This window comes from Achromobacter deleyi, assembly GCF_013116765.2.
Lineage (GTDB): Bacteria > Pseudomonadota > Gammaproteobacteria > Burkholderiales > Burkholderiaceae_B > Achromobacter > Achromobacter deleyi_A.
The window spans coordinates 6,286,691-6,311,903 of the sequence record NZ_CP074375.1 but is presented as its reverse complement, the minus strand read 5'-3'; the positions used below and the strand labels follow the sequence as shown (position 1 = coordinate 6,311,903).

Genomic DNA, 25,213 nt, shown 5'->3' with positions numbered 1-25,213 from the left:
GCTAGCCACGCGGATGATGCGCCGCGTGCAGCGCCTTCAGGCGCTCGCGCGCCACATGCGTATAGATCTGCGTGGTGGAAATGTCCGCATGGCCCAGCAGCATCTGCACCACGCGCAGGTCCGCGCCATGGTTCAGCAGGTGCGTGGCGAATGCATGCCGCAGCACGTGAGGCGACAAGGGCGCGTGCACATCCGCCAGCAAGGCGTACTTCTTCACCAGTTGCCAGAACGCCTGCCGCGACATCGCTTCGGCGCGGCCGGTGATGAATAGCGCATCGCTGACGCGCCCCGCCGCCAGTTCAGGACGAGCGGTTTTCAGGTACTGGTCGATCCAGTGCGCGGCTTCGGCGCCCAGCGGCACGAGCCGGTCCTTGCCGCCCTTGCCCTGCACCACCCGCACCACGCCTTCATTCAGGCTCACGTCCAGGGCGCGCACGCCGACCAGCTCGGATACGCGCAGGCCCGTGGCATACAGCATTTCCAGCATGGCGCGGTCGCGCAGGCCCCGGGCCTGGCCCAGGTCGGGCGCGCGCAGCAAGGCGTCGACCTGCGGCTCGGACAAGGTCTTGGGCATGCGGGGCGGCTGCTTGGCGGCGATCAGCGTCAGGCAGGGGTCGCGCTCGGAACGGTGTTCACGCAGGGCCCAGGCGTAGAACCGGCGCAGCGCGGCCAGCCGGCGGTTAGCGGTGGTGGCGCGCGTTTCCTCATGGCGAAAGGCGAACCAGGCTTCGATGTCGGCTTTTTGCGCATCGCACAAGGGCTTGGCGGGGCCGGCGGGCAGCGCATGGGCGCCAGCCTCGCCATGGCGGTCGGCCATTTCCCGGGCGTAGGCGTCCGGATCCTCCAGCCAGCGCGCAAAGCCGGTCAGGTCGCGCCGGTAGGCGGCCAGCGTGTTGGCCGACAGGCCGTCCTCCAGCCAGACGGCGTCGATGAAGGCGTCGATATCGGCCTGGGAAGCAAGTGGCGGGCGGGCGATGGACATGATGGAATTCTACGGCTCAGCGTTCGCCCACGCCGGCGGCGGCCGACTTCAGCCAGCTCTCGAACAGCTTGAGCGCCTCGGAGCGTTCGCTGCGCTGCGGATAGCCAAAGTAATACCCCTGGCTGACTGTCAGCGATTGCGGCACCGGCATGGCCAGCGTCCCCTGGTCCAGCGCGGGCTGCGCCAGGAAGCGCGGCATCAGCCCCACTCCCAGTCCGGCCTGCACCGCCGCCATCACCATCGTGAAAAGTTCGTATCGCGGCCCGCCCGCCGCCTGCGGACCGTACAGGTGGCTGTTGGCGCCGTACCACTGCCGCCAGGCGTCCGGCCGGGACGCCAGGTGCAGGTGGGTCATGCCGGACAGGGCGCTCGCGCCCGGCTCCGCCACGCGGGCGGCCAGTTCCGGCGCGCAGACCGGCACCAGTTCGCGCTCCGGGAACAGCAGCACGCCCTGGGTCCCCGGCCAGAGCCCGTCCCCGTGATAGAGCGCCCCATCAAAGGGCTGGTCCTTGAACTGGAAGGGCAACGTGCGCACCGACAGGCTGACGGTGATGTCCCCGTGTTCACGCTGGAAATCCGCCAGGCGCGGGATCAGCCAGGTCGTGGCCAGCGTGGGCACCACGGCGATATGGATGCTGCGTCCCATGCCGGTCCGGCTGACCAGGCCGAAAGTGTCTTTCTCGATCTGGTCCAGGTGGTGACGGATGCGGCCGGCGTATTCCGCCCCATGGTCGGTCAGCACGATGCGCCGCCGCACCCGGGTGAAGAGCTGCACTCCCAGGCGCGACTCCAGGCTGGCAACCTGCCGGTAGATCGCGCTGTGCGTCAGGGACAGTTCCTCGGCCGCGCGCGAAAAGCTGCCCAGGCGGGCCGAGGCTTCGAACGCCTGCAGGGCGCTCAGATTGGGAATGCCGTTTCTCATGGAGCGGATACCGCCAGGAACCGGCCTGGGCCGGGGCGCGCCACAAGCCGCGGCGCAACAGGCACTACGTGCCGGAGGATCAATAGATTGTGCAATTTTATCAATTGCGTTGTGCGCCCAGGGAACATATGCTCGGGAGTTCCAACCTAGGCTAACCACGACACCACCATGCCCCAGCAAGATTCCCGCCTTGGCGGTCACATTCTGGTCGACCAACTGGTCGCCCAGGGCGTCAAACATGTTTTCTGCGTTCCCGGCGAAAGCTATCTGGCGGTGCTGGACGGTCTGCACGATGCGGATATCAAGGTTACGGTGTGCCGTCAGGAAGGCGGCGCGGCCATGATGGCCGATGCCCACGGCAAACTGACCGGCGAGCCCGGCATCTGCATGGTGACCCGCGGCCCGGGCGCGTCCAACGCGCTGGCCGGCGTGCATATCGCCAAGCAGGACTCCACCCCCATGATCCTGTTCGTCGGCCAGATCGAGCGCAGCATGCGCGAACGCGAAGCCTTCCAGGAAATGGACTACCGCGCCGTGTTCGGCACGCAGGCCAAGTGGGTCACCGAGATCGACCAGGTCGAGCGCATTCCCGAACTGATCTCGCGCGCCTTCCACATCGCCACCTCCGGCCGTCCCGGTCCGGTCGTGATCGCCCTGCCCGAAGACATGCTGGTCGAAGCGGCCAAGGTGGCTGACGCCCCGCGCTACGAACTGATCGAATCCTCGCCCACGGCCGGCCAGCTGGCCGACCTGGAAAAACTGCTGGCGGACGCCAGGAATCCGGTCGCCATCCTGGGCGGCACGCGCTGGGATGCCCGCGCCGTGCAGCAATTCGCCGATTTCGCGCAGTTGCACTCGCTGCCCACGGCGGTGTCGTTCCGCCGCCAGATGCTGTTCCCGGCCGACCACCCCTGCTTCATCGGCGACGTGGGCCTGGGCATCAACCCCGCGCTGCTCAAGCGCGTGGCCGACGCGGACCTGATCCTGCTGGTCGGCGGCCGCATGTCGGAAAACCCCAGCCAGGCCTACACGCTGCTGGACATCCCGGTGCCCAAGCAGAAGCTGGTGCACGTGCATCCCGACACCGCCGAACTGGCGCGGGTGTACCGCCCCACGCTCGCCATCAATACCTCGCCCGCCGCCTTCGCCGCGGCGCTGGGCGGCCTGAAAGCGCCCGCCAAGCCCGTCTGGGCCGAAGGCACCCAGGCCATGCGCGAGTCGTACCTGAAGTGGAGCGACCCCAAAACCATCACGACGCCGGGCGCGCTGCAGATGGGCCAGGTCATGGCCTATCTGGAAAAAACGCTGCCCGCGGACGCGATCATGACCAACGGCGCGGGCAACTACGCCACCTGGCTGCACCGCTTCCACCGGTTCACCCGCTTTGGCACGCAGCTCGCGCCCACCTCGGGCTCGATGGGCTACGGCCTGCCGGCGGCCGTAGGCGCCAAGCGCGTCTGGCCCGACAAGACCGTGGTCTGCTTCGCCGGCGACGGCTGCTTCCTGATGCACGGCCAGGAGTTCGCCACGGCGGTGCAGTACGACCTGCCGGTCATCGTGGTGCTGGTGGACAACGGCATGTACGGCACGATCCGCATGCACCAGGAAAAGCACTACCCCGGCCGTATTTCCGCGACCGAGCTCAAGAACCCCGACTTCGCCGACTACGCGCGCGCCTTTGGCGGCCACGGCGAACGCGTCGAGACCACCGAGCAGTTCGGTCCGGCATTCGAACGGGCGCTGGCCAGCGGCAAGCCGGCGATCCTGCACTGCTTCATCGACCCGGAAACCATCAGCCCGTCCACGACCCTGGAAAAGATCCGCGACGCGGCATTGAAGGCCCAGCACTGATACCTGAACGGGCGTCAAACCGGCGGCGCGCCCAGGCGCGCCGCCGTGCAAACCCCAACTTGCCGCCCGAATTATTTTAGGTTTAAACTTTCTAGATTCCGATCACGGAAACCCATAGCGGAGACCCAGCATGTCCTCGAACCCCTCATTTCACTGGCAAGACCCCCTGTTGCTGGACCAGCAACTGACCGACGAAGAACGCATGGTGCGCGACGCCGCCTATGCCTATTCGCAGGACAAGCTGGGTCCGCGCGTGCTGAACGCCTTCCGCAACGAAAAGACCGACCCGGAAATCTTCTCCGAAATGGGTGAGCTCGGCCTGCTGGGCGCCACCATCCCCGTCGAATACGGCGGCGCCGGCCTGAACTACGTCAGCTACGGACTGATCGCCCGCGAAGTCGAGCGCATCGACTCCGGCTACCGCTCGATGATGAGCGTGCAGTCGTCGCTGGTCATGGTGCCGATCAACGAATTCGGCAGCGAAGAGCAAAAGAAGAAGTACCTGCCCAAGCTGGCCCGCGGTGAATGGATCGGCTGCTTCGGCCTGACCGAACCCAATCACGGTTCCGACCCCGGCGGCATGGAAACCCGCGCCGTCAAGACGGCCGACGGCTACAAGGTTTCCGGCAACAAGATGTGGATCACCAACTCGCCCATCGCGGACGTGTTCGTGGTGTGGGCCAAGTGCGTCGGCGGCGACTTCGACGGCAAGATCCGCGGCTTCATCCTGGAGAAGGGCATGAAGGGCCTGTCGGCCCCGGCCATCCACGGCAAGGTCGGTCTGCGCGCCTCGATCACCGGCGAAATCGTCATGGACGAAGTGGAAATCTCCGCCGACCAGATGATGCCCGGCGTGTCCGGCCTGAAGGGTCCGTTCACCTGCCTGAACTCCGCCCGCTACGGCATCGCCTGGGGCGCCATCGGCGCCGCCGAAGCTTGCTGGCACACTGCCCGCCAGTACACGCTGGACCGCAAGCAGTTCGGCCGCCCCCTGGCCGCCAACCAGCTGATCCAGAAGAAGCTGGCCGACATGCAAACCGAGATCACGCTGGCCCTGCAAGGCTGCCTGCGCCTGGGCCGCATGAAGGACGAAGGCACCGCCGCCGTCGAGATCACCTCGATCATGAAGCGCAACTCTTGCGGCAAGGCGCTGGACATCGCCCGCCTGGCCCGCGACATGCTGGGCGGCAACGGCATCTCCGACGAGTTCGGCGTGGCCCGCCACCTGGTGAACCTGGAAGTGGTCAACACCTACGAAGGCACCCACGACGTGCACGCCCTGATCCTGGGCCGCGCACAAACGGGCATCCAGGCGTTCTATTGATCGCCTGCCCGGCGTAGCCGAAAAAAGCCGCCCCGACGGGCGGCTTTTTCTTGTCCGGGCGCAATCGGCCATGCGCCCGATCGCCGGCCTAGGCCCTTGGCGCATTGCCGAAAGCCCGTATAGGCGCGGGCTTGTGCAAGCCGTACGCTTTGCGGCTACCCCCGACCAGGAGTCGCGCATGCGAGGCATCCCATCCCTACGCCTGATGGCGGGCATCGCCATGGCTTTCGTCGGCCATGGGGCCCTTGCCGTCACCACGCTCACCATGGCCACCGAATACCCGGCCAGCTCCATGCCCGGGCAAGGCGTGTCCACGTTTGCGGAACTGGTGCGCGCCAAGACGGCCGGCAATGTGGTCATCGACGCCAGTTTCGATGCGGCCAAGGGGATCAAGTCGGGCGACATGATCGACGCGGTCGAGGCGCGCAAGGTGGACGCGGGCGACGCGTTCGCCGGCGCGCTGGCCACGAAGTATCCCCTGTTCGGCGTGTCCTCCCTGCCCTTCCTGGCGGACTCGCTGTCCAAGGCCCGCAACCTGAACAAGGCCGCGCGTCCCGCGTACGAAAAGCTGCTGGCCGCGCATGGCCAGAAGCTGCTCTACACCACGCCCTGGCCGGCCTCGGGCATCTGGTCCAAACAGAAGATCGACAGCGTGGCCGCCCTGAAGGCCCTGAACATCCGCACCTACGACGCGACATCCCAGGACGTCATGCAGAAGGCGGGGGCTCGCGCGCAGAACATTTCGTTCGCGGACGCCATGCCCCGCATCGCCTCCGGCGAGGTGAACGCCGTGCTGTCCTCGGGCGACGGCGGGGCCGGCCGCAAGCTGTGGGAACACCTGCCCAACTTCGCCGAAATCAACTACGCGATGCCGATCTCGGTGGCCACGATGAACCTGAAGGCCTATCAGGCGCTGGATGCGCGCACTCGCAAGGCGATCGACCAGGCGGCCGCCCAGACCGAGACGGAGCAATGGAAACGCATCGACGGCCGCTTGCAGCAGAACTACGCGGCGATGCGCAAGAACGGCGTGGCAATCAACACGACCGTGCCGCTGCCGGTGCGCAAGGCGCTCAGGGACGCCGCGGCGGAATCCGTCAATGCATGGAAGACGGCGGCCGGCCCTGAAGCCGCCGCCCTGCTGAAGCAGGCGGGAAAGCGGTAGGCCCTAGTCTTCGCCCGACAGGTCGAACAAGCTGGTCGCGTCCAGTTCCAGCACGCCTTCGTCGTGCTGGTTCAAGACCGTCCAGGCCCAGGTGATGATGCCCAGGTCAGGGCGCGACGACGAGGTGCGCGCCGCTTGCACGCGCGCCTCCAGGCGCAGGGTGTCGCCCGGGCGCACCGGAGTGCGCCAGCGCACTTCGCCCAGGCCGGGCGAGCCAAAGGATTCGGAATCGTGCAGGGCGGCGTCCACCGCCATGCGCATGGCCAGCGCGCAGGTATGCCAGCCGCTGGCGATCAGTCCGCCCCAGCGCCCCTCGGCGGCGCGCTGGGGGTCGGTATGAAACCATTGGGGGTCGAACTTCCGGGCAAACTCCACGATCTCCGCTTCCGTCACGGTGACCGGGCCGGCCTTGATCACCATGCCGTCCTTGAATTCGGCGAACTTCATGTTTGGCTTTCCCCCCTGCAAACGACTTCGGCGCGCCCAGGCGCGCCGATCGTCACGCATGTGTTGTTATGGGACTCAGTACGTCTCGAAATGCAGCCGGCCTTCGCGGCGCAGCACATCGTGCAGGATAGACCAATCCTCGCCCGCCTGCACCATCACCTCGCGCAGCGCGTCCAGTACGCCGACTTCCATGCCCTTCAGGCCACAGACGTAGATGCAGGTGTTGCGGTCGGCCAGCAACTGGCGCACCTGGACTGCGCGTTCGCGGATCAGGTCCTGCACGTAGCGCTTGGGCTGGCCGGCCTCGCGCGAGAGCGCCAGGTTGATGTCGATGAAGTCGCGCGGCAGCTTCATCAAGGGGCCGAAGTACGGAAGTTCGCGTTCGGTACGAGCGCCGAAGAACAGCATGAGCTTGCCGATTTCGCCCGTGCCGATGCGCCGCCGGCTGCGTTCGGTCATGGCGCGCATGGGCGCGGAGCCGGTCCCCGTGCAGATCATGATGAGGTTGGCGCGCGGATGGTTGGGCATGAGGAAGGTATGGCCGAAGGGGCCGATCACCTGCACCGTGTCGTTCTTGGCCAGGTCGCACAGATAGTTCGAACAAACGCCATGCGCGGGTGCGCCACCGTGGTCCTGGGTGACGCGCTTCACGGTGAGCGACAGGTTGTTGTAGCCCGCGCGTTCCCCGTCGCGCGGGCTGGCCAGCGAGTACTGGCGGGCGTGATGGGGCCGCCCCAGCGCGTCCGTGCCGGGCGGCAGAATGCCGATGGACTGGCCTTCCAGCACCGGGAACGGCAGCTCGCCGAAGTCCAGCACAATGTGATGGATGTCGCTTTCGGTGTCCGCGCCCGTGACGCGATAGTTGCCCACCACCGTTGCCGTCACGGGCGTCTTGTGCGTGTACAGGTTCACGTACGGGTGCGCGGCGGACCAGGGCGGAACGGCGGCGCCGGCAGCCATGAGCGCAGCCGGCAATGCGGCGGGCGCAGCCTGGTCCGCGGCAGCGGATTCAGCCTGCGCGGGTTCCGGCGCGCCCTCCGCCGGCAAGGCCTTCTCTCGCGGCAGCTCTTCCCAGCCCAGCTGCTCCTGCACGGAATAGGCCTCGGCGCGCACCACCATCCGCCAGTTGTCGATCGAGCCCGTCGGGCACGGCGGCACACAGGCCATGCAGCCATTGCAGATGTCCGGGTCCACCACGTAGTTGCTGGAGTCGTGGGTGATCGCGTCGACGGGACAGGTTTCTTCGCAGGTGTTGCAGCGGATGCAGATCTCGGGGTCGATCAGATGCTGCTTCAGGACTTCCACGGGTAACGGGGCGTTCATCACGGTCTTCCCAATGCGCGGACGGGGCGCAGGCGCGCGCCGTCCTTTCCGCCTTTAGTTGAAACGGACGTAGTCGAAATTCACCGGCTGGCGGTTGATGCCCATGACGGGCGGCGCGATCCAGTTGGCGAACTTGCCGGGTTCCGTCACGCGTCCCATCAGCGACGCGACAAAGGCACGGTCTTCCGCCGTGGGCAGCCATTTGTGCTGGTTGGCCTGCCATTGCGATTCGGACAGGATCTCGCCTTCGGGCGACATGCGGATGCCGGCCAGCGTTCCGATCTGGCGGTTGAACGCCTTGTGGGGCACTTGCAGCCGGAACGGAATGCCGCTTTTTTCGATGACCTTGTTCCAGCGGCCGATGCCGGCCACGGAGTCGCGGATGAAATCGTCGCGCAGCACTTCGTTCAGGGCATTGAGCATCGGCACCTCGATTTCATTCAGCTTGCCGTTGTTCACGCTCAGCACGCGATACGTGTCGTTCTTGAGCTGATGATCGTCGGTGCGCTTGCTTTCTTCGTAGCGGCCCTTCAGGCCCGATCCGTAGAAGATGGCGGCGTTGGACGACTGGTCCGCGCCGAACAGGTCGATGGTGACGCTGTAGTGGAAGTTCAGGTAGCGCTGGATGGTGGGCAGGTCGATCACGCCCGCCGCGCGCACGCTTGCCGGGTCGTCGGTCTTCAGCTGGTTCATCACTTCGCAGGTGCGCTGGATGGTGCGGGAAATACCGGATTCGCCCACGAACATGTGATGCGCTTCCTCGGTCAGCATGAACTTGGTGGTGCGCGCCAGCGGATCGAAGCTGGACTCGGCCAGGGCGCAGAGCTGGAACTTGCCGTCGCGGTCGGTGAAGTAGGTGAACATGTAGAACGCGAGCCAGTCGGGCGTCTTCTCGTTGAAGGCCCCGAGGATGCGCGGGTTGTCCGAATCGCCGGAGCTGCGTTGCAGCAGCGCGTCGGCTTCCTCGCGCCCGTCGCGACCGAAATACCGATGCAGCAGGTAGACCATGGCCCACAAGTGGCGGCCTTCTTCCACATTGATCTGGAACAGGTTGCGCAGGTCGTACTGCGACGGCGCGGTCAGGCCCAGATGGCGCTGCTGCTCGATCGACGCGGGTTCGGTGTCGCCCTGCGTGACGATGATGCGGCGCAGGTTGGCACGGTGCTCGCCGGGCACGTCCTGCCACACGTCGCGGCCCATGTTTTCGCCGAAGTGGATCTTGCGCTGGCCGTCCTGGGGCGCAAGGAATATGCCCCAGCGGTAGTCGGGCATCCTGACGTGGTTGAAATGCGCCCAGCCGTCCGGCTCCACGCTGACCGCCGTGCGCAGATACACGTCAAAGCCGTGCGAGCCGTCCGGCCCCATGTCCTGCCACCACTGCAGATAGTTGGGCTGCCAATGCTCCAGCGCGCGCTGCAAGGTGCGGTCGCCGGACAGGTTGACGTTATTGGGGATCTTGTCGGTGTAGTTGATGCCTGACATTGTCTCTGCTCCAGTTCCTGGGATGGGGCCGCTTGCGGCGCGGCGCGTAGTCGTGGGGCCTGCGGGAAGGGGCGCCCTGCACCCGCCCGCCGCGGCCTTGATCTGTGGAAGGCTGGCCGGTCAGACCCGGTTCCAGTCGAACGTCGCCTGCTCGCCCTTGCCGTACAGCTTGAGCGCGCCCTTGTCGCCCGCCGCGTTGGGGCGGTTGAAAATCCAGTTCTGCCAGGCGGTCAGGCGGCCAAAGATGCGGGTTTCCATGGTTTCCTGGCCGCCGAAGCGCAGATTGGCCTCCAGGCCGGTCAGCGCGTCCGGCGACAGCGCCCGGCGCTCTTCCAGCACCATCCGCACCTCGTCGTCCCAATCAATGCTGTCGGGCGCGTAGGTGACCAGCCCCAGTTCCAGGGCGTCGGCGGCGGACAGGCGCTGGTCGGCCCGCGCACGCACTGCTTCCAGCGGCTGGGCCTCTTCATAGAAGCGGCGCTGCAAACGGCTTTGGCCGTTGACCATCGGGTAGGCGCCGAAATTGCGCTCGCCGACCACGATCCGCGCCGGCGCGGCGTCGTCCTCGTTGTCCAGCATGTAGCTGCGGTCGGCCGCCAGCGCCAGTTCCAGCAAGGTGCCGACGAAGCATGAGCCCGGCTCGATCAGCGCGAACAGGCTGCGCGACGTGACATCCAGGCGCGCCAGCGTGCGGCGGAGCATGCCGGCGGTCTCGCGCACAAACCAGTGGTCCGCATGCCGCTGCAACGCGGCATCCGCCGCCAGCACGGCCTGCGGATCGCCCTCGGTCTTCAGGATCCAGGTGCCGATGTCGAGTTCGTTGGTGCGCATGGACAGGATGGCGTCGTCCAGCTCGCGCGCCATCTGCAACGGCCACCAGGCGGCGCCCGCGGCCAGGATGTCGTTCAATTCCGACTCGACCGGCGCCTGTGGCGCGCGCACGGTCCAGGTGGCCTGGCGCTTTTCGCGGTCGAGCTGGATATCCACGTATCGGTAGGACAGGCTGCTGGCCGTTTCCGTGCGCGTCACGGGCGTCAGGGCAACCCCCTGTTCGCCCGCGGGGCGGTCGCTGTCCTGGGCCAGCGCCAGCGCGCGCTCGCGCACCGCGGCCTCGAACCGGGCGGGCTTGACCACGTCGTCGACCAGCCGCCAGTCCTTGGCCCGCTGGCCGCGCACGCCCTCGACCAGCGTGCAGAAGATGTCGGCGTGGTCGTGGCGCACGCGGCGCTTGTCCGTCACGCGGGTCAGGCCGCCCGTGCCGGGCAGCACGCCCAGCAAGGGGACTTCGGGCAAGGCCACGGCCGAGGACCGGTCGTCGATCAGCATGATCTCGTCGCAGGCCAGCGCCAGTTCGTAGCCGCCGCCCGCGCAGGCGCCGTTCAATGCGGCGATGAACTTCAGCCCGCCATGGCGGCTGGAGTCTTCGATGCCATTGCGCGTTTCATTGGTGAACTTGCAGAAGTTCACCTTCCAGGCATGGGTGGACAGCCCCAGCATGAAGATATTGGCGCCGGAACAGAAGATGCGGTCCTTCATGCTGGTGACGACCACGCTGCGCACTTCCGGGTGTTCAAAGCGGATGCGCTGCAGGGCGTCGTGCAGTTCGATGTCCACGCCCAGGTCGTAGGAATTCAGCTTCAGCTTGTAGCCGGGACGCAAGCCGCCGTCTTCGGCCACATCCATGGCCAGCGTGGCGACCGGACCGTCGAATGTCAGGCGCCAGTGGCGGTACTGGGTGGGCTCGGTCCGGAAATCAACCCGGCTGGTGCTGCTGCTCATAGTGTGTCTCCTCGTACGCCCTGCCATGACAGGAAAAATACTGCACTACATGAATTATTGTGCAGATTAATGCAGGAGAAATAGACCGTCAAGCAAGATATGCACAAAAGTGCAGATCACACCCCTTACGGGCGCGCACGGAAAAAAAGCCGCCCCGAGGGGCGGCCTGGCACGAGCAGTGGAGCAGCCTACAGGGGCAGGCCGCAAGCCTTGCGCACCTGCGTGCGCAGGCCGGCGAAGCTCTCGGAGACTTCCAGGTTGCTGGTGACCCAGGTGAGGTCGGCCTTGGCGTAGAAAGCCTCGCGCCCGGCAAGAATGCGCTTCAGGTCGGCCATGGCTTCGTTGTTGCCCGACATGGGCCGGAAGTCCCCCTGCGCCATGACGCGCCCCATATGCTCTTCCGGCGTGGCACGCAGCCATACCGTGTAGCAGTGGGTCAGCAGCAGGTTCAGGGTGGCCGGTTCCGACACCAGCCCGCCGGGCGTGGCCAGCACCATTTCCGGATAGATCTGCACGGCCTCTTCCAGCGCCCGCCGCTCATAGCGGCGATAGGCATTGGGCCCGTAGAGGTTATGGATCTCCAGGATGCCGCAGCCCGCCACGCGTTCGATCTCGCGGTTCAGCTCGACAAAGGGGTAGCCCAGGTCATCGGCCAGCATCTGGCCCAGCGTGGATTTGCCCGCGCCGCGCAGCCCGATAAGCGCCACGCGCTGGGTGCGGTTGGGGCGTTGCGCCCCGGCTCCCACGCCGAACAGCTGAGTCAGGGCCTCGCGCGCTCGCTGCAGGTCGGATTCCGTGCGGCCGCTCAGCAGTTCGCGAATCAGCAGCCAGTCGGGCGATTCGGTGGTGACGTCACCGACCAGTTCGGCCAGGGCGCAGTTGAACGCGCGGGCGATCTGCAGCAACACCAGAATCGACGCGTTGCCCACCCCGTGCTCGAGATTGGCCAGGTGGCGCTCGGACACGCCGGTCACCTGGGCCAGGCTCTTGCGCGTCATGCCGCGTATGGCGCGCAGGCGGCGCACCCGCTCGCCCAATGCCACCAGGAAGGCTTCACGCCGGGGTTCGATTGGCGCCGCATCTAGCGCTTGATTCATGTTTGGCCTGACTCCGCAAAAACCCTGATTACCGCTCTTTTATGCACTATAGTGCTTGACCCAAGTCAAAGGAAGCACTATTTTTCCTCCATCGAGTTCAAAGCCGTTCCGGTGCAAAAAAGCAGCAGTGGCTTTCACTGACTTCTGAAGCGCCGACAGTGTAAAGGAGTAGCCCGGTGAGCACGCCAGACCAATTCCATGCCCTGATGCGCGACGTGACGCGCCTGGTGGCAGGCCAGCCACTGGATGCGGCGCTGCAAGCGCGGCTGAACAGCGAGGCCGGCCCCCGAAGCGCCCTGTACCGGGACATCTTCGCCACCTGTAGGCAGGGGGTGGCGGACGGCTGGATGTGCAGCCGCGAAGGCGGTGGCATCCGTTACGGCCGCGTCATCAAGCCGGCCGCCGACCTGGAAGACTGTTCGGTCGACGTCGTCGACATGGACGATCTGGCCGGTCCCCACCACGCGCATCCCAACGGCGAGATCGACCTGATCATGCCGCTGACCGAAGACGCCCGCTTCGACGGCCACGGCGCGGGCTGGCTGGTCTATGAACCGGGCAGCAGCCACAGCCCCACCGTGACGCAGGGCCGCGCCCTGGTGCTCTACCTGCTGCCCGGCGGCGCCATCGAATTCACGCGCCCAGACAGCTAGCCCCCCCCCGCCCCGCGCCGCCGCCAAACAACAAACACAGGCCGCGCACCGCCCGCCAGGACATCAGGAGACAACCGTGAATACCTGCCCCGCCGAACTCAACTTCGCCAGCCACCTGGCGGCGCTGAACGCGCCCCGCGCGGCCAAGCCCGCCTACATCGACGACACGCGCCGGATCACCTATGGGGAACTGGCGGAACGGGTGGCCCGCATGGCCGGCGCCCTCCGCCGGCTGGGCCTGCGGCGCGAGGAACGCATCCTGCTGCTGATGCAGGACACGGCCGATTGGCCGGTGGTGTTCCTGGGCGCGCTGCATGCCGGCGTGGTGCCGGTGGCCGTGAACACCCTGCTCACCGCGGACGACTACGCCTACATCATTGCGCATAGCCGCGTGCGCGCCATTTTCGTGTCGGGCGCCTTGCTGCCCGCGGTGCAGGCGGCGCTGGCGCAGGCGCCGGCCGACATCGAACATCTGGTCGTGTCGCAACCCGCCGCCGGCCTGCCCGACGGCGCGCATGAATTCGAATCGCTGCTGGCCGCGTCGCCGATCGCGCCGGCGGTGCGCACGCTGTCCGACGAAATCGCCTTCTGGCTGTATTCGTCCGGCTCCACCGGCAAGCCCAAGGGCGTTGTCCACACCCACGGCAACCTGTGGCACACGGCCGAGCTCTATGCCAGGCCGGTGCTGGGCATCCGGGAAAGCGATGTGGTGTTCTCCGCGGCGAAGCTGTTCTTCGCGTACGGCCTGGGCAACGGCCTGACCTTCCCGCTGACGGTGGGCGCCACCGTCGTCCTGATGGCCGAACGCCCCACCCCTCAAGCCGTGTTCCAGCGCCTGACCCAGCACCGCCCCACCGTGTTCTACGGCGTGCCCACGCTGTACGCCAGCATGCTGGCCTCGCCCGATCTGCCGCCGCGCGACCAGGTCGCCATGCGGATCTGCACGTCGGCCGGCGAAGCCCTGCCGCGCGACATCGGCGAGCGCTTCACGCGCCATTTCGGCTGTGAAATCCTGGACGGCATCGGTTCGACCGAGATGCTGCACATCTTCCTTTCCAACCAGTCCGGGCAGCTGCGCTACGGCACCACGGGCAAGCCCGTGCCCGGCTACGAAGTGCAGCTGCGCGACGACAACGGCGCGCCCGTCGCCCCCGGTTCCATTGGCGACCTCTACATCAAGGGCCCCAGCGCCGCGCTGATGTACTGGAACAACCGCGACAAGACGCGCCAGTGCTTTCTGGGCGACTGGCTCAAAAGCGGCGACAAATACGTGTGCGACCAGGACGGCTACTACACCTATGCCGGCCGCAGCGACGACATGATCAAGGTCAGCGGCCAGTATGTCTCGCCGGTCGAGGTGGAGAACATCCTGATCCAGCATGAAGCCGTGCTGGAAGCAGCCGTGATCGGCGTGCCGGACCACGACGGCCTGGTCAAGACCAAGGCCTACGTGGTGCTGCGCGCGGGATTCGAACCCGATGCCCAGACCGGCGCGGCCTTGCAGCACTACGTGAAACAGCACCTGGCGCCGTTCAAGTATCCGCGCCAGATCAATTTCCTGGATGAGCTGCCCAAGACCGCCACGGGCAAGATACAGCGATTCCGGCTGCGCCAACTGGAAGAGACGACGCTATGAGCGCAGCCGCCTTCGCCGAGACCGTCTTTGCCGGCATCCATGCGCGCGGACGCGACTTGCAGCTGGAATGCCAGTGGATCGAGCCCGGGCGCAGCCAGGCCCCGCTACTGGTCTTCCTGCACGAAGGACTGGGTTCGGTGTCCATGTGGAAAGACTGGCCCCGGCGCGTGTGCGACGCGGCCGGCTGCCGGGGGCTGGTGTACTCCCGCTACGGCTATGGGCAATCGACGGCCCGGCCGCCGCAGGAACAATGGCCCGTGGACTTCATGCACCAGGAGGCGCGCGAGGTACTGCCCGCCCTGTTCGCGGCGCTGGGCGTGGATGCCGCGGCCGACAAACCGGTGCTGTTCGGCCACAGCGACGGCGGCTCGATCGCGCTGCTCTATGCCGCGATGCATCCGGACGCGGTGGCTGGCATCGCGGTGGCCGCGCCCCATATCTTCGTCGAAGACATCTCCGTATCGAACATCGAGCAGGCGCGCCGGGCCTATCTGGAGACGGACCTACGCGCCAGGCTGAGCCGCCATCACCGGGACGTGGACTCTGCCTTCCAGGGCTGGAACGACATCTGGCTCAAGCCGGAATTCCGCCACTGGAACATTGAAGACTACCTGCCCCGCATCGCTTGCCCCGTGCTCGCCATCCAGGGCACGGACGATGAATACGGCACGCTGGAGCAGGTGCGCGGCATCCGCCGCCGCGTGCCGCGGACCGAGCTGCTGGAGATTCCGGACTGCGGGCATTCGCCGCACAAGGACCAACCCGCCACCGTTATCCAGGCCGTCGCCGGCTTTATCGGCGCGCTGGGCAAACCCGGTTGATCCGGGGCCTGTGAACAGGCCCTGGCGTCAACCCATAACAAGCACGGAGACCAACCATGAACCACGCCCTGACCCGGGCTGCTCTAGCCGCAGCCCTGACGCTCGCCGCCGGCGGCGCGCAGGCCGCCGACAAGCTCAAAGTCGGTTTCATGCTGCCTTACAGCGGCACCTTCGCAGCGCTTGGCAACGCCATCGAGAATGGCTTCAAGCTGTATGTCGCCGAACAGGGTGGCAAGCTGGGCGGGCGCGAGATCGAATACTTCAAGGTGGACGACGAATCCAATCCGGCCAAGGCAGCTGAGAACGCCAACCGCCTGATCAAGCGCGACCAGGTCGACGTGCTGATCGGCACGGTGCATTCGGGCGTGGCGATGGCCCTGGCCAAGGCCGCCAAGGACGCCGACACGACCCTGATCGTGACCAACGCGGGCGCCAACGCGATTACCGGCCCGCTGTGCGGGCCAGGCATCTTCCGCACGTCGTTCACCAACTGGCAACCCGCGTATGCAATGGGCCCGGTGGCGCGCGCCAAGGGCCATCAGACGGCCGTCACCATCACCTGGAAGTACGCGGCGGGCGACGAGGCCATCGGCGGCTTCAAGGAAGGCTTCGAGAAGGCCGGCGGCAAGGTCGTGCGCGAGCTGAGCCTGCCGTTTCCCAACGTGGAATTCCAGTCGCTCCTGACCGAGATCGCCGCGCTCAAGCCCGACATGGTCTTTACCTTCTTCGCCGGCGGCGGCGCCGTGAAATTCGTGCAGGACTACCACGCGGCCGGCCTGGACAAGACGATCCCGCTGTACGGCTCCGGCTTCCTGACCGACGGCACCTTGCAGGCCCAGGGCGCATCGGCCCAGGGCCTGCTGACCACGCTGCACTATGCCGACGGCCTGAACACCCCGCGCGACAACGCCTTCCGCGCCGACTACGCCAAGGCCTACAAGGCGCAGCCGGACGTATATGCGGTGCAGGGCTATGACGCCGCGCAACTGATGCAGTCGGGCCTCGCCGCCGTGAAGGGCGATTTCGCCAAGAAGGAAGACTTCCGGCGCGCGATGCGCGGCACCACGGTGGACAGCCCGCGCGGCCCGTTCACGCTGTCGGCGGCGGGAAATCCGGTGCAGGACATTTACCTGCGCCGCGTCGACGGTCTGGAGAACAAGGTCGTCGAAGTGGCCGTGCAGAAGCTGGCCGACCCCGCCCGCGGCTGCAAGCTCTAAGGCCCCGCCGCCCGCCCCGAACCGCGTTCGCCACCGGAGGTCCCATGGACATCGGCATCCTGCTCATCCAGAGCCTCAACGCTTTCCAGTACGGCTTGCTGCTGTTCCTGGTGGCCAGCGGGCTCACGCTGATCTTCGGCATCATGGGCATCATCAATCTTGCCCATGGCAGTTTCTACATGATCGGCGCCTACATGGCGTTCGCGCTGGGCCCGCTGGTCGACCGCTGGCTGGGCGGCGGGTTCCTGACGACGCTGGCCGTATGCGTGCTTGCGGCAGGCGTGCTGGGCTATTTGCTGGAAGCCGCATTCTTCAGCTACCTGTACAAGCGCAACCACTTGCAGCAGGTACTGATGACCTACGGCCTGATCCTGGTGTTCGAAGAGCTGCGCAGCATCCTGGTGGGCAATGACGTGCACGGCGTGCCCTTGCCCGCCTGGCTGCAAGGCAGCATCTCGCTGGGCGGCGTCATGACCTACCCCGTCTACCGGTTGTTCATATCGGCGGTGGGGATCGCCGTCGCCCTGCTGCTGTACTGGGTCATCTCGCGCACGCGGCTGGGCATGATGCTGCGCGCCGGCGCCAGCAACCGCGAGATGATCGGATCGCTGGGCATCGACATCAACAAGCTCTACCGGCTGGTGTTCGCGGCGGGCGTGGCGCTGGCGGCCCTGGCCGGCAGCATCGCGGCGCCCGTGTCGTCCGTCTATCCCGGCATGGGCAACGGGGTGCTCATCATCTGCTTCGTGGTGGTCGTGATCGGCGGCATCGGCTCGATCCGCGGCGCATTCCTGGCCGCGATGCTGGTGGGCTTTGCCGAAACCTTCGGACAAGTGCTGTTCCCTTCCGCGGCGGGCGTGCTGGTGTACCTGCTGATGGCCTTCATTCTGCTTTGCAAGCCCGAAGGGCTGTTCAAACAGGGTTAGCAATGCTGAATAGACTCCTGCCTATCGCGGCGCTGCTGGCGCTGGCCGCCTTTTCCTGGAGCGGCAGCGACTACTACACCGGCCTCGCGATCAAGGTCATGATCTACGCGATCTTCGCGCTCAGCCTGCAGCTGCTGGTGGGCGGCGCGGGCCTGGTCAGCCTGGGGCACGCCGCCTTCTTCGGCATCGGCGCGTACGTGGCGGCGCTGCTGTCGCCCGAGTCGGAAGCGGCCAGCCTGTGGTGGCTGCTGCCCGCCGCCCTGCTGGCCGCCGCCGCCTACGCCGCCGTGACCGGCGCGCTGGCGCTGCGCACGCGCGGCGTGTACTTCATCATGGTCACGCTGGCGTTCTCGCAGATGGCCTACTACGTTTTCCACGACACCAAGATCGGCGGCGGCAGCGACGGCATCTACCTGTACTTCCGGCCCGAGCTGTCCCTGGGCGGCTGGATGCCCTTCGACCTGGGCAACGCCGCCACCTTCTACTTCTTCGTCCTGGCCTGCCTGGCGCTGACCTGGGGTTTCCTGGCGCTGCTGCGGCGCTCGCCGTTCGGCGCGGCGCTCACCGGCATCCGCATCAATGAGCAGCGCATGCGAGCGGCCGGCTACTCCACCTATCCGTACAAGCTTGCCGCCTACGTCGTCGGCGCCACGCTGGCCGGCCTGGCCGGCTTTCTGTTCGCCTTGAAGGACGGCTTCGTCACGCCGGAGCTGCTGGCTTGGGAACAGTCCGGGCTGGTGCTGCTGATGGTGATCCTGGGCGGCATGGGCAGCCTGGGCGGCGCCGTGCTCGGCACCGTGGCCCTGGTGCTGCTGCAAGAGCTGTTCCAGTCGCAGGAATTGTTCGGCGACTATGCGCGCCACTGGCATCTGCCCCTGGGCATCGCCATCATCGCGCTGGTGGCCTTGCTGCCCAACGGGCTGGCCGGGCTGCCAGCCCAATGGCGCGAACGCCGCGAGGCGCGCGCGGCGGGCGCCGCCGCCAGGAAGGCCGAAGCCGGCGCGCCGGCGCGCAAGGATGGCAGCGCCACCCCGGCGCGGCTGCCCATCCAGGGAGAACCCCATGTCTGATCTCTTGCTGGCCGCAACCACGCTCACCCGGCGCTTCGGCGGCCTGACGGCGGTCAATGGCGTTTCGCTGGAACTGCGGCGCGGCCAGGTGCACGCCGTGATCGGCACCAACGGCGCGGGCAAATCCACGCTGATCAACATCCTGTCGGGCGAGCTTGCGCCCAGCAGCGGCCAGGTCATGCTGGACGGCCGCGACATCACGGCATGGCGCCAGCCCGAACGGGCGCGCGCCGGACTGGGCCGCAGCTACCAGCGGTCCACCATTTTTCCCGAGCTCAGCGTGTTCGAAAACTGCCGGCTGGCCGCGCAGGCGGGCCGGCAACGCTTCTGGCACTGGTGGCGCGCCGCGTCCGGCTGCCGGCACAGCGCCGAGCTGGCCGGGCACGCGCTGGACCGCACCGGGCTGACCGGCGACGCCGCGCGCGCAGCCGGCCAGTTGCCGCACGGCCGCAAGCGCCAGCTCGAGATCGCCATGTGCCTGGCGGGCGAACCGCAGGTGCTGCTGCTGGACGAACCCCTGGCCGGCATGGGCCCCGAGGAAACCGACCGCATCCTGGACCTGCTGCAGACCCTGAAGGCCGGCCACGCGATCCTGCTGGTCGAGCACGACATGGACGCCGTCTTCCGCATCGCCGAGAGGCTCACCGTCATGGTCAACGGCACCGCCATCGCCAGCGGCACGCCGGCGGACATCCGCGCGAATCCCGAGGTGCGCACGGCCTACCTGGGCGAAGACGAACAAGGAGGCGGCTGATGAGCGCGCTGATCGAAGCGGGCGGCCTGCACGTCTACTACGGCGCCAGCCACGTGCTGCGCGGTGTGGACATGCACATCGCGCCGGGTGAATCCGTGGGCCTGGTGGGCCGCAACGGCATGGGCAAGACCACGCTGATCCGCAGCCTGATGGGCCACGTGAAAAGCGCGCAAGGCAATGTGCGGGTGCGGGGCAGCGACTGCACCCACGCCCAACCGCACGCCATCGCGCGGATGGGTGTGGCCTATGTGCCCGAGGGACGCGGCATCTTCCCCAACCTGAATGTGCGCGAGAACCTGCAGGTGGCCGCCAGACCGGGAAAACGCGCCGGCCAGGACTGGACCTACGCAAGGGTGCTGGACACCTTCCCGCGCCTGCGGGAACGCCTGGGACATGGCGGGCAGCAACTGTCGGGCGGCGAGCAGCAGATGCTGGCCATAGGCCGGGCCCTGATGACCAATCCCGACCTGCTGATCCTGGACGAAGCCACCGAAGGCCTGGCGCCGCTGATCGTGGCGGAAATCTGGAAGATCATCCGCCAGATCCGCGCCACCGGCATGTCCACGCTGATCGTGGACCGCAACTACCGGGCGGTGCTGGAACACACCGACCGCTGCCTGGTCATGGAAAAAGGGCAGATCGTGCAGGATGGCGACAGCGCGTCGCTGGCCCGGCAACCCGAGCAGCTGACGCGCTATCTTGGGGTTTAGATCACCGCTTCGATCAGGAAGGGGCCGCGGCGCTTCAGGCCATCGGCCAGGGCGCGCGCAAAGCCTTCAACCGTATCCACGCTGACCGCTTCCACGCCCATGCCGCGGGCCAGGTGCGTCCAGTCCAGATAGGGCTCTTCCAGGTCCAACATGCGGCGGGCATTGCGGCCCGGTTCCTGCACGCCCACGTTTTTCATCTCGCCGTGCAGCGTGGCGTAGGAGCGGTTTGCCAGGATCACGGTCAGGCAGTTCAGGTTCTCGCGCGCCTGCGTCCAAAGCGCCTGCAAGGTGTACATGCCGCTGCCGTCGGCCTGCAGGGTCACGACCTTGCGGTCCGGGCAGGCCACCGCGGCGCCCGTCGCCATCGGCAGGCCGATGCCGATGGCCCCGCCCGTCAGCATGAGCCAGTCATGCGGCGCGCTGCTGGCGCTGTAGATCGGAAATTCGCGGCCCTGCGTGATGGACTCGTCGCACACGATGGCCTGTTCGGGCAGGTTATGCGCGACCAGGATGTTCACCGCGGCGCCCGTCAGCTTGCCCGACGTCGGCACTTCGTAGCTGGGGGCCGGCGTGGCCAGGCGCGGCGCGTCGGCGGCGATGCCCAGTTCATCGGCCAGCCATTCCAGCGCATGGGGCAGATCCTGTTCGGCCGTCGCCAGCACCACCTGGTTGCTGTCCGTCGGGGCCAGCAGGCTGGGCTTGCCGGGATAGGCGAAGAAGCCGACCGGCGACTTGGCGCCGGCCAGCACCAGGTGCTTCACGTCCTTCAGCTTGGCCACCGCCAGGTCGATGGGATACGGCAGGCGGTCGACTGCCGTACGCGAGCCGCCGCGCTCGATGCGGCGGTTCGACGTTTCCGACACCAGGCGCACGCCGGTGGCGCGCGCGATGCGGCCCGCGGCATTGAGCGCGCGCTCGCGCAGCGCGGCACCGCCCAGCATCAAGACGGTGGCTTCGCCCGAACGGATGGCGGCGGCGGCCGCGCGGACCGCGTCGGCCGAGGTCTGGACCAGGGCCTCGTCCTTGACCTGCACGGGCGCGGGCGAGTTGTCCGGCAGCTCGGTCCAGGCGGTGTCGGCCGGCAGGATCAGGGTGGCGATGTTGCCCGGCGCGCGGCGCGCCACGCCGATGGCCTCGGCGGCGTCCGCGGACAGCGCGGCGGCCGTCATCGTGCGCTTGACCCAGTGCGACATGGGACGCGCGACGCCCTCCACATCGCTGGTCAGCGGCGCATCGTACTGGACATGATAGGTGGCGTGGTCGCCCACGATGTTGACCATGGGCGTGCGCGCGCGCTTGGCGTTGTGCAGGTTGGCAAGACCATTGCCCAGCCCCGGCCCCAGGTGCAGCAAGGTCGCCGCGGGCTTGTCGGCCATGCGCGCATAGCCGTCGGCCGCCCCCGTCACCACGCCTTCGAAGAGGCCCAGCACGCAGCGCATCTTCGGTTTGCGATCCAATGCCGCGACAAAGTGCATTTCCGATGTGCCGGGGTTCGCAAAGCAAACGTCCACATCATTGGCAAGCAAGGTATCGCAAAGGCTGTCAGCGCCGTTCATCGTGTTTCCCTGGTAGTTATCAATGGCAATAAGGGGCGCATGCGCGCCCGCCTGACGGACATGATAGGGAGCGCAGCGGAAACGGCATAGAGCCATTTCAGCTTGCGCGCATGGAACCATTCCCCCGACGTTCCGCCAGCCGGAATTAGCATAACCGCCCGGGGCGGCTCAGCCCAGTATCTGCCCCAGAAAGGCCTGCGCGCGCTCGGAACGCGGCGAGGAAAAGAAGTTGTCCGGCGTATCGGCCTCGACGATGGCCCCTTGGTCCATGAACACGACGCGGTCGCCGACCTCTCGCGCAAAGCCCATTTCATGCGTCACGCAGACCATGGTCATGCCGTCCCTGGCAAGCGCGACCATGGTATCCAGCACTTCCTTGACCATCTCGGGATCCAGCGCCGAGGTGGGTTCGTCGAACAGCATGATCTTGGGCTGCATGCACAAGGCCCGCGCGATCGCCACGCGCTGCTTCTGGCCGCCAGACAACTGGCCGGGATATTTATCCGCGTGTTGCGGGATCCTCACGCGCTCCAGGTAGTCCATCGCGCGCGACCTGGCTTCGCCTGGCGGCACGCCCTTGACCAGCATGGGCGCCAGCGTGCAGTTCTCCATCACGGTCAGGTGCGGGAACAGGTTGAAGTGCTGGAACACCATGCCCACCTCGGCGCGGATGCGCTCGATGTTCTTCACGTCTTCATTGAGCTCGATGCCGTCGACCACGATGCGGCCCTTCTGGTGTTCCTCCAGCCGGTTCAGCAGCCGTATCGTCGTGGACTTGCCGGAACCGGACGGACCGCAGAGGATCAGCTTTTCGCCGGGCGAAACCTCCAGCGCCAGATCATCCAGCACCTGGAATTCGCCATACCACTTGGATACGCCCTGCATGGTGATGATCGGGGCGGAGTCGTTCAGTGCATCCATCGCTTCAGGCCTTGGAAATGTCATGGTTCTCGCCGGCTCCGCTCCAGTAGCCCGGCACGGTCAGGCGCTTTTCGGAACGCCGGAACGCATACGACAGCACGCTGCACATGGCGAAGTAGATAACGCCCACCATGGTGTAGACGGTCAGCGCCTGGAACGTGGCGCCCGCCAGCATCTCGCCCGCCCGCATCAGCTCGTACACGCTGATGACGGCGACCAGCGACGTCTCCTTGATCAGCACCAACGCATAGTTGCCCAGCGCCGGGAACACGGTGCGCAGCGCCTGCGGCAGCACGATGCGGCGCAGCCGCTGGACCTTGCCCAGTCCCAGCGCGCGCGCCGCCTCGTACTGCCCGGTGTCCACCGACTGGATGCCGCTTCGGAACAGCTCGGCAAGGTAGGCGCCGAAGTTCAGGGTCAGGCCCAGAACGCCGGCGACAAAGCCGTTGATCACCACACCCATCTCGGGCAGGCCGTAATAGATGTAGAACAATTGCAGGAGCAGCGGCGTGCCCCGAATCACCTCGATGTAGAAGCGCGCGCCGCGGCTCAGCAGCCGCGACGGCGACAGGCGGCACAAGCAGACGACCAGGCCCAGCGCCACCGCCAGGAATGCCGAACTGAAAAACAGCGCCAGGGTCCAGACCGTTCCCTCGGCCAAAGGGGTCAGGTACATGCGCAGGGTAGCGAAATCCAAGTCGTGCTCCTTATCCGTGCCGGTACGGCATTACTTGCTGATGAGGTCGGACACGCCCCACTTCTGACCGATGGCGGCCATTTCGCCGTTCTTCCTCATTTCGGCCAATGCGCCGTTGACGGCTTCCAGCAGCGCGGCGTTGCCCTTTTGCACGGCCATTCCCACCTGCCATTTGCGCTGCGGCTGGTAGCCCGTGTCCAGCTTCACGCCGGGAATGTTCTTGGTCTGGATCTGGTAGATGATGCTGGGCGGATCCACGATGCCCAGGTCGATGCGGCCGGCGCGCACATCCGCCAGCAAGGTGGAGTAATCCTGGTAGGTCGTTACCTTGGTGCCGGGCATGTCCTTGATCATGTTGAACTGGACCGAGTCCACCAGCACCCCGACGCGCTGCCCCTGCATGTCTTCGAACTTTGCGTACTTGCGGGTGGCCTTGTCGCTGACCACCACCCCTTCACCCCATTCGTAGACGGGTGCGGAGAAGTCGATGGCCTTGGCGCGTTCCTCGGTGATGAACAGCGGCGCGGACATGACATCGGCGCGCCCGGAAGTCAGCGTGGGGATCAGGCCCGAGAACGGCACGTCGGCCAGCTTGTCGGATACTTTCAGATGCTTGGCCACGCCGGCCGCCACGTCCACCATGATGCCTTCCAGCTGGTTCGACTTCGGGTTCTTGAAGCCGTGCGGCGGAGCGGACGCGGTGGTGACGATGGCCAAGCTCTTGTCGGCGCGCACCTCGTCCAGCGTGCGCGCCTGCGCGCCGGATTGGATAAGCAGGCTGGCCGCGGCCATGCCCAGCAGGATGGATTTGAGTTTCATCGTTTTCCCCTTGGATGAATGTATGACCCGGACGCGGTGGCTCAGGCCGGGCGCCCTTGCGGGTACTGCTGCACCGCCACCGCCGCCAATGCGCAGAACTCCTGCATGACGGTGGCCGCCAGGAAGGCGGTCGCCCCCTGTACGTCTTGCGGCGGCGACACGGTATTGACGTCGAACGCCACGAAGTTCAGTCCGGCCAGCTGCCGCAGCAGCGCCAGTCCTTCCTTGGCCGACAACCCGCCCCATTCAGGCGTGCAAACGCCGGGCGCGCAGGACGGATCGAAGATGTCCATGTCGAAGCACAGGTAGACCGGGCGCTGGCCGATGCGCTGCTTGATGTCCTCCAGCGCGGCCTTCTGGTCCTGATCGAAATCGTCGTAGGGCACGATCGTGTAGCCGACCTCCCGTCCGAATTCCAGCACCCCCGGCATGAAGGAACTGCCGCGCGTGCCCACATGAAAGCTGGAAGCAACGTCCAGCAGGCCTTCTTCCGCGGCGCGCGTGAAGGTCGTGGCGGTGTTGTAGCCGGGGATGGGGTAGGTATCGGTATGCGAGTCGAAATGCAGCACCACGAAATCCGGATGGCGGCGCGCCACCGCGCGCAATTGCGGCAAGGTCACCGCGCCGTCGCCTCCCATCGAAATCGGGATGGCGCCCGCGTCCAGAATGGCGCCGATGCCGGCCTCGATGAGCGGATAGGACGCATCCGGGTCGCCGGGGTGGCAGGCAACGTTGCCCACGTCGATCGCGCGCAGGAACTCGGGCGGATTGTCGATGCCATTGCGGCGGAAGATGTCGACGGGGCGCAGCAATCGGGATTGCTCGCGTATCGCGTCCGGCCCCTGGCGCGAACCCACGCGGAACGGGTGCGTGCCGCAATCGAAAGGGATGCCCACGACGCAAGCGCGGGCCTTGCCCGCGTTTGCGTCGCGGACGGACGGCAGGCCCATGAATCCCGCAACGGGATGGAAACAGACTTCAGCTGACTGCGGCACAACGCGGCTCCTGGGCGGACGGCTTGTCCGAATCCTGTCGGGCGAACCGTCTATTTAGATTTGATC

Annotated in this window: 23 protein-coding genes; 11 read left to right on the top strand and 12 right to left on the bottom strand. The window is 66.7% G+C overall.

Translation table 11 applies throughout. From position 1 onward, the window contains the following. Nucleotide 1 precedes the first annotated feature (1 nt). A complete protein-coding gene (xerD, locus tag HLG70_RS28700) occupies nt 2–982 on the bottom strand; it encodes a site-specific tyrosine recombinase XerD (RefSeq protein WP_171666809.1) in 981 nt (326 codons plus the stop codon). A 16-nt stretch (nt 983–998) separates the two neighbouring features. Then, complete coding sequence (locus HLG70_RS28695; protein WP_171666807.1) at nt 999–1,904, bottom strand: LysR substrate-binding domain-containing protein; 906 nt, start codon at nt 1,902–1,904, stop codon at nt 999–1,001. Nucleotides 1,905–2,072: 168 nt separating this feature from the next. On the opposite strand from HLG70_RS28695, the gene HLG70_RS28690 reads away from it, so the two are divergent. From HLG70_RS28690 to HLG70_RS28680, 3 genes are all read left to right on the top strand, one after another. Further along, nucleotides 2,073–3,755 (top strand): thiamine pyrophosphate-binding protein, encoded by a 1,683-nt coding sequence (locus HLG70_RS28690; protein WP_171666805.1) that lies wholly within the window; start codon nt 2,073–2,075, stop codon nt 3,753–3,755. A 130-nt stretch (nt 3,756–3,885) separates the two neighbouring features. Further along, the gene (locus HLG70_RS28685; RefSeq protein ID WP_171666803.1) at nt 3,886–5,079 is read left to right on the top strand and encodes an acyl-CoA dehydrogenase; all 1,194 of its coding nucleotides are present in this window, start codon (nt 3,886–3,888) and stop codon (nt 5,077–5,079) included. A 178-nt stretch (nt 5,080–5,257) separates the two neighbouring features. Beyond that, complete coding sequence (locus HLG70_RS28680) at nt 5,258–6,244, top strand: TRAP transporter substrate-binding protein (protein ID WP_171666801.1); 987 nt, start codon at nt 5,258–5,260, stop codon at nt 6,242–6,244. 3 nt (nt 6,245–6,247) lie between these two features. Here HLG70_RS28680 and HLG70_RS28675 read toward each other — a convergent pair whose 3' ends face one another. The 5 genes from HLG70_RS28675 to HLG70_RS28655 all read right to left on the bottom strand — a co-directional run bounded on the left by HLG70_RS28675 (nt 6,248) and on the right by HLG70_RS28655 (nt 12,372). After that, entirely contained in the window at nt 6,248–6,691 is a 444-nt protein-coding gene (locus HLG70_RS28675; protein ID WP_171666799.1) for a MaoC family dehydratase, read from the bottom strand. Nucleotides 6,692–6,766: 75 nt separating this feature from the next. Continuing rightward, nucleotides 6,767–8,014 carry a benzoyl-CoA 2,3-epoxidase subunit BoxA gene (boxA, locus tag HLG70_RS28670; protein ID WP_171666797.1) on the bottom strand — a complete coding sequence of 416 codons (1,248 nt, stop codon included), beginning with the start codon at nt 8,012–8,014 and terminating at the stop codon, nt 6,767–6,769. A gap of 54 nt (nt 8,015–8,068) precedes the next feature. Continuing rightward, nucleotides 8,069–9,496: a benzoyl-CoA 2,3-epoxidase subunit BoxB gene (gene boxB, locus HLG70_RS28665; RefSeq protein WP_171666795.1), complete on the bottom strand. Its 1,428-nt coding sequence runs from the start codon at nt 9,494–9,496 to the stop codon at nt 8,069–8,071. 120 nt (nt 9,497–9,616) lie between these two features. Continuing rightward, nucleotides 9,617–11,275, bottom strand: coding sequence for a 2,3-epoxybenzoyl-CoA dihydrolase (gene boxC, locus HLG70_RS28660; protein ID WP_171666793.1), 1,659 nt, complete (start codon nt 11,273–11,275; stop codon nt 9,617–9,619). A 188-nt stretch (nt 11,276–11,463) separates the two neighbouring features. Further along, nucleotides 11,464–12,372: a helix-turn-helix transcriptional regulator gene (locus HLG70_RS28655; RefSeq protein WP_171666791.1), complete on the bottom strand. Its 909-nt coding sequence runs from the start codon at nt 12,370–12,372 to the stop codon at nt 11,464–11,466. 176 nt (nt 12,373–12,548) lie between these two features. Between HLG70_RS28655 and HLG70_RS28650 the strand changes: the two genes are divergently transcribed. The 8 genes from HLG70_RS28650 to HLG70_RS28615 all read left to right on the top strand — a co-directional run bounded on the left by HLG70_RS28650 (nt 12,549) and on the right by HLG70_RS28615 (nt 20,159). Continuing rightward, nucleotides 12,549–13,025 (top strand): DUF4863 family protein, encoded by a 477-nt coding sequence (locus HLG70_RS28650; protein ID WP_171666789.1) that lies wholly within the window; start codon nt 12,549–12,551, stop codon nt 13,023–13,025. A 76-nt stretch (nt 13,026–13,101) separates the two neighbouring features. Beyond that, entirely contained in the window at nt 13,102–14,661 is a 1,560-nt protein-coding gene (locus tag HLG70_RS28645) for a benzoate-CoA ligase family protein (RefSeq protein WP_171666787.1), read from the top strand. Further along, entirely contained in the window at nt 14,658–15,482 is an 825-nt protein-coding gene (locus HLG70_RS28640) for an alpha/beta fold hydrolase (RefSeq protein ID WP_171666785.1), read from the top strand. Before HLG70_RS28645 ends, HLG70_RS28640 begins: the two co-directional genes overlap by 4 nt. Nucleotides 15,483–15,538: 56 nt before the next feature. Continuing rightward, nucleotides 15,539–16,699, top strand: coding sequence for an ABC transporter substrate-binding protein (locus HLG70_RS28635; RefSeq protein ID WP_171666783.1), 1,161 nt, complete (start codon nt 15,539–15,541; stop codon nt 16,697–16,699). Nucleotides 16,700–16,743: 44 nt separating this feature from the next. Continuing rightward, nucleotides 16,744–17,625 carry a branched-chain amino acid ABC transporter permease gene (locus HLG70_RS28630; protein ID WP_171666781.1) on the top strand — a complete coding sequence of 294 codons (882 nt, stop codon included), beginning with the start codon at nt 16,744–16,746 and terminating at the stop codon, nt 17,623–17,625. Nucleotides 17,626–17,627: 2 nt separating this feature from the next. Continuing rightward, nucleotides 17,628–18,695, top strand: a complete 1,068-nt coding sequence (locus HLG70_RS28625) for a branched-chain amino acid ABC transporter permease (RefSeq protein WP_171666779.1) — start codon at nt 17,628–17,630, stop codon at nt 18,693–18,695. After that, complete coding sequence (locus tag HLG70_RS28620) at nt 18,688–19,449, top strand: ABC transporter ATP-binding protein (protein ID WP_171666777.1); 762 nt, start codon at nt 18,688–18,690, stop codon at nt 19,447–19,449. Before HLG70_RS28625 ends, HLG70_RS28620 begins: the two co-directional genes overlap by 8 nt. Continuing rightward, nucleotides 19,449–20,159, top strand: a complete 711-nt coding sequence (locus tag HLG70_RS28615; RefSeq protein ID WP_171666775.1) for an ABC transporter ATP-binding protein — start codon at nt 19,449–19,451, stop codon at nt 20,157–20,159. The genes HLG70_RS28620 and HLG70_RS28615 overlap by 1 nt, the downstream gene beginning before the upstream one ends. On the opposite strand, the gene HLG70_RS28610 is transcribed toward HLG70_RS28615, so the two are convergent. The 5 genes from HLG70_RS28610 to HLG70_RS28590 form a co-directional block, all read right to left on the bottom strand. Continuing rightward, nucleotides 20,156–21,715 (bottom strand): acetolactate synthase large subunit, encoded by a 1,560-nt coding sequence (locus HLG70_RS28610; RefSeq protein WP_171666773.1) that lies wholly within the window; start codon nt 21,713–21,715, stop codon nt 20,156–20,158. The two genes, HLG70_RS28615 and HLG70_RS28610, sit on opposite strands and share 4 nt — an antisense overlap. Before the next feature lie 168 nt (nt 21,716–21,883). Continuing rightward, entirely contained in the window at nt 21,884–22,636 is a 753-nt protein-coding gene (locus HLG70_RS28605; RefSeq protein ID WP_171666771.1) for an amino acid ABC transporter ATP-binding protein, read from the bottom strand. Between the two features lie 4 nt (nt 22,637–22,640). Then, entirely contained in the window at nt 22,641–23,333 is a 693-nt protein-coding gene (locus HLG70_RS28600) for an amino acid ABC transporter permease (RefSeq protein ID WP_171666769.1), read from the bottom strand. Between the two features lie 30 nt (nt 23,334–23,363). Continuing rightward, nucleotides 23,364–24,152, bottom strand: a complete 789-nt coding sequence (locus HLG70_RS28595) for an ABC transporter substrate-binding protein (RefSeq protein ID WP_171666767.1) — start codon at nt 24,150–24,152, stop codon at nt 23,364–23,366. 41 nt (nt 24,153–24,193) lie between these two features. Beyond that, complete coding sequence (locus HLG70_RS28590) at nt 24,194–25,102, bottom strand: arginase family protein (protein ID WP_171666840.1); 909 nt, start codon at nt 25,100–25,102, stop codon at nt 24,194–24,196. Nucleotides 25,103–25,213 lie beyond the last annotated feature (111 nt).

What these genes read in the sequence shown, in the direction of transcription:
- HLG70_RS28625 (WP_171666779.1), top strand. Translation starts at nt 17,628, where the DNA reads ATGCTGAATAGACTCCTGCCTATCGCGGCGCTGCTGGCGCTGGCCGCC.
- boxC (WP_171666793.1), bottom strand. Translation starts at nt 11,275, where the DNA reads ATGAGCAGCAGCACCAGCCGGGTTGATTTCCGGACCGAGCCCACCCAG.
- HLG70_RS28675 (WP_171666799.1), bottom strand. Translation starts at nt 6,691, where the DNA reads ATGAAGTTCGCCGAATTCAAGGACGGCATGGTGATCAAGGCCGGCCCG.
- HLG70_RS28615 (WP_171666775.1), top strand. Translation starts at nt 19,449, where the DNA reads ATGAGCGCGCTGATCGAAGCGGGCGGCCTGCACGTCTACTACGGCGCC.
- HLG70_RS28685 (WP_171666803.1), top strand. Translation starts at nt 3,886, where the DNA reads ATGTCCTCGAACCCCTCATTTCACTGGCAAGACCCCCTGTTGCTGGAC.
- HLG70_RS28690 (WP_171666805.1), top strand. Translation starts at nt 2,073, where the DNA reads ATGCCCCAGCAAGATTCCCGCCTTGGCGGTCACATTCTGGTCGACCAA.
- boxA (WP_171666797.1), bottom strand. Translation starts at nt 8,014, where the DNA reads ATGAACGCCCCGTTACCCGTGGAAGTCCTGAAGCAGCATCTGATCGAC.
- HLG70_RS28620 (WP_171666777.1), top strand. Translation starts at nt 18,688, where the DNA reads ATGTCTGATCTCTTGCTGGCCGCAACCACGCTCACCCGGCGCTTCGGC.
- HLG70_RS28680 (WP_171666801.1), top strand. Translation starts at nt 5,258, where the DNA reads ATGCGAGGCATCCCATCCCTACGCCTGATGGCGGGCATCGCCATGGCT.
- HLG70_RS28630 (WP_171666781.1), top strand. Translation starts at nt 16,744, where the DNA reads ATGGACATCGGCATCCTGCTCATCCAGAGCCTCAACGCTTTCCAGTAC.
- boxB (WP_171666795.1), bottom strand. Translation starts at nt 9,496, where the DNA reads ATGTCAGGCATCAACTACACCGACAAGATCCCCAATAACGTCAACCTG.
- HLG70_RS28640 (WP_171666785.1), top strand. Translation starts at nt 14,658, where the DNA reads ATGAGCGCAGCCGCCTTCGCCGAGACCGTCTTTGCCGGCATCCATGCG.
- xerD (WP_171666809.1), bottom strand. Translation starts at nt 982, where the DNA reads ATGTCCATCGCCCGCCCGCCACTTGCTTCCCAGGCCGATATCGACGCC.
- HLG70_RS28590 (WP_171666840.1), bottom strand. Translation starts at nt 25,102, where the DNA reads ATGGGCCTGCCGTCCGTCCGCGACGCAAACGCGGGCAAGGCCCGCGCT.
- HLG70_RS28695 (WP_171666807.1), bottom strand. Translation starts at nt 1,904, where the DNA reads ATGAGAAACGGCATTCCCAATCTGAGCGCCCTGCAGGCGTTCGAAGCC.
- HLG70_RS28635 (WP_171666783.1), top strand. Translation starts at nt 15,539, where the DNA reads ATGAACCACGCCCTGACCCGGGCTGCTCTAGCCGCAGCCCTGACGCTC.
- HLG70_RS28610 (WP_171666773.1), bottom strand. Translation starts at nt 21,715, where the DNA reads ATGAACGGCGCTGACAGCCTTTGCGATACCTTGCTTGCCAATGATGTG.
- HLG70_RS28655 (WP_171666791.1), bottom strand. Translation starts at nt 12,372, where the DNA reads ATGAATCAAGCGCTAGATGCGGCGCCAATCGAACCCCGGCGTGAAGCC.
- HLG70_RS28605 (WP_171666771.1), bottom strand. Translation starts at nt 22,636, where the DNA reads ATGGATGCACTGAACGACTCCGCCCCGATCATCACCATGCAGGGCGTA.
- HLG70_RS28595 (WP_171666767.1), bottom strand. Translation starts at nt 24,152, where the DNA reads ATGAAACTCAAATCCATCCTGCTGGGCATGGCCGCGGCCAGCCTGCTT.